The organism is Pseudomonas sp., from assembly GCF_050739995.1.
Lineage (GTDB): Bacteria > Pseudomonadota > Gammaproteobacteria > Pseudomonadales > Pseudomonadaceae > Aquipseudomonas.
On the sequence record NZ_JBOICG010000630.1, the window covers coordinates 1 to 2855 of the forward strand.

Below are 2855 nucleotides of genomic sequence, written 5' to 3' on the forward strand. Positions count from 1 at the left end.
CGCCATGCGTGTGCAGCCTTGGCTCGACGCCGCGGTGAAAAACATCGGCCAGCACGCGCTGAACCCGCTGTTTATCGCCAGCCTGGCTGAAACCAAGCTCGACGACATCGCCGAAGAATGCGTACACGCAGCGCCGGATGACTTGGCCCGTATCGGTTTCGCCGTGGCCCACGCCCTCGACGCCAGTGCCCCTGCCGTCGAAGGCCTGGACACTGAAGCCGTTGAACTGACCCAGCGTATCGCCGATGCCCTGTTGGCAGCCAAGCGCCCTCTGATCATTGCCGGCACCTCCCTGGGTTCCAAGGCGCTGATCGAAGCCGCTGCCAACATTGCCAAGGCCTTGAAGCTGCGCGACAAGAACGGTTCCATCAGCCTGGTCGTACCGGAAGCCAACAGCCTTGGCCTGGCCATGCTCGGTGGCGAGTCCGTGGACGCAGCCCTGCAAGCGGTGACCGACGGCCGTGCCGACGCCATCGTGGTGCTGGAAAACGACTTGTACACCCGCACCGATGCCGCCAAGGTTGACGCCGCGCTCAACGCCACCAAGGTGCTGATCGTTGCCGATCACCAGAAGACCGCCACCAGCGAACGTGCCGACCTGGTGCTGCCAGCCGCCACCTTCGCCGAAGGCGACGGTACCCTGGTCAGCCAGGAAGGCCGCGCCCAGCGCTTCTTCCAGGTGTTCGATCCGAAGTACATGGACGCCAGCATCCTGGTACACGAAGGCTGGCGCTGGCTGCATGCCCTGCGCGCTACCTTGCTGAACCAGCCGATCGACTGGACCCAGCTCGACCACGTGACCGCCGCTGCCGCCGCAAGCGCGCCGCAATTGGCACGTATCGTCGACGCTGCCCCCTCCGCCGCATTCCGCATCAAGGGCATGAAACTGGCCCGTGAACCGCTGCGTTACTCCGGTCGTACCGCCATGCGCGCCAACATCAGCGTGCACGAACCGCGTACTCCACAAGACCAGGACACCGCGTTTGCCTTCTCCATGGAAGGTTACTCGGGCTCGGTCGAGCCACGTCAGCAGGTACCTTTCGCCTGGTCTCCAGGCTGGAACTCGCCACAAGCCTGGAACAAGTTCCAGGATGAAGTCGGTGGTCACATCCGTGCTGGCGACCCGGGCACCCGCCTGATCGAAAGCACCGGTGACTCGCTGAACTGGTTCGCCGCCGTACCGCGTCCGTTCAACCCGGCCCAGGGCACCTGGCAGGTTGTGCCGTTCTTCCACCTGTTCGGCAGCGAAGAGAACTCTTCGAAAGCCGCGCCGGTTCAAGAACGCATCCCGGCTGCCTACGTATCCGTGGCCAAGTCCGAAGCCGACCGCCTGGGCGTCAACGACGGTGCCCTGCTCAGCCTGAACGTAGCCGGCCAGACCCTGCGCCTGCCGCTGCGCATCAACGAAGAGTTGGGTGCTGGCCTGGTAGCACTGCCGAAAGGCTTCGCCGGTATTCCAGCGGCGATCTTTGGCAAAACCGTTGACGGTCTGCAGGAGGCAGCGCAATGACCTGGTTCACCCCTGAAGTGATCGACGTGATCATTGCGGTCCTCAAGGCTGTCGTGATCCTGTTGGCCGTGGTCGTCGCGGGCGCCCTGCTCAGCTTCGTCGAACGTCGCCTGCTGGGCTGGTGGCAGGACCGTTATGGTCCTAACCGCGTTGGCCCGTTTGGTATGTTCCAGATCGCTGCCGACATGCTGAAAATGTTCTTCAAGGAAGACTGGACCCCGCCGTTTGCCGACAAGGTGATCTTCACCCTGGCACCGGTCGTGGCCATGAGCGCCTTGCTGATCGCCTTCGCGATCATCCCGATCACCCCGACCTGGGGCGTGGCGGACCTGAACATCGGCTTGCTGTTCTTCTTCGCCATGGCCGGCTTGTCGGTCTACGCGGTGCTGTTCGCCGGCTGGTCGAGTAACAACAAGTTTGCCCTGCTGGGCAGCTTGCGGGCCTCGGCCCAGACCGTGTCCTACGAAGTGTTCATGGGCCTCGCGCTGATGGGCATCGTGGTGCAGGTCGGCTCGTTCAACATGCGCGACATCGTCGAGTACCAGGCACAGAACCTGTGGTTCATCATTCCGCAGTTCTTCGGCTTCTGCACATTCTTCATCGCTGGCGTCGCCGTGACTCACCGTCACCCGTTCGACCAGCCGGAAGCGGAACAGGAACTGGCCGACGGCTACCACATTGAATACGCCGGCATGAAATGGGGCATGTTCTTCGTCGGTGAGTACATCGGCATCATCTTGATCTCGGCCCTGCTGGTCACGCTGTTCTTCGGCGGCTGGCACGGTCCGTTCGGCATCTTGCCGCAGTTGGCGTTCTTCTGGTTCTTCCTGAAGACCGCGTTCTTCATCATGTTGTTTATCCTGCTGCGCGCTTCCATTCCGCGTCCACGATACGACCAGGTGATGGATTTCAGCTGGCGCTTCTGCCTGCCGCTGACCCTGATCAATTTGCTGGTGACGGCTGCCGTTGTGTTGTTGAACACGCCAGCCGGCGCGGTTCAGTGAGGATTTGACCCATGTTCAAATATATTGGCGACATCGTTAAGGGTACCGGTACCCAGTTGCGAAGCCTGGTGATGGTTTTCGGCCATGGCTTTCGCAAGCGCGACACCCTGCAATACCCGGAAGAAGCGGTGTACCTGCCGCCGCGCTATCGCGGCCGTATCGTACTGACCCGCGACCCCGATGGCGAAGAGCGTTGCGTAGCCTGCAACCTGTGCGCCGTGGCGTGCCCGGTGGGTTGCATCTCCCTGCAGAAAGCTGAAACCGAAGATGGTCGCTGGTACCCGGACTTCTTCCGCATCAACTTCTCGCGCTGCATTTTCTGCGGCCTCTGCGAGGAAGCT

The 2855-nt window shown here is 62.1% G+C and carries 3 protein-coding genes; all 3 read left to right on the forward strand.

Going from position 1 to position 2855, the window contains the following annotated elements; translation table 11 throughout:
• Positions 1–1510, forward strand: a 1510-nt coding sequence (locus tag ACRESD_RS21260) for a molybdopterin-dependent oxidoreductase (protein ID WP_431752704.1), incomplete at its 5' end; no start/stop codon positions are given.
• Positions 1507–2514, forward strand: coding sequence for an NADH-quinone oxidoreductase subunit NuoH (gene nuoH / locus ACRESD_RS21265; protein WP_060755669.1), 1008 nt, complete (start codon positions 1507–1509; stop codon positions 2512–2514). The genes ACRESD_RS21260 and nuoH, both read left to right, overlap by 4 nt.
• 11 nt (positions 2515–2525) lie before the next feature.
• Positions 2526–2855, forward strand: a 330-nt coding sequence (locus tag ACRESD_RS21270) for a NuoI/complex I 23 kDa subunit family protein (protein WP_431752705.1), incomplete at its 3' end; no start/stop codon positions are given.

What these genes read in the sequence shown, in the direction of transcription:
- nuoH (WP_060755669.1), top strand. Translation starts at nt 1,507, where the DNA reads ATGACCTGGTTCACCCCTGAAGTGATCGACGTGATCATTGCGGTCCTC.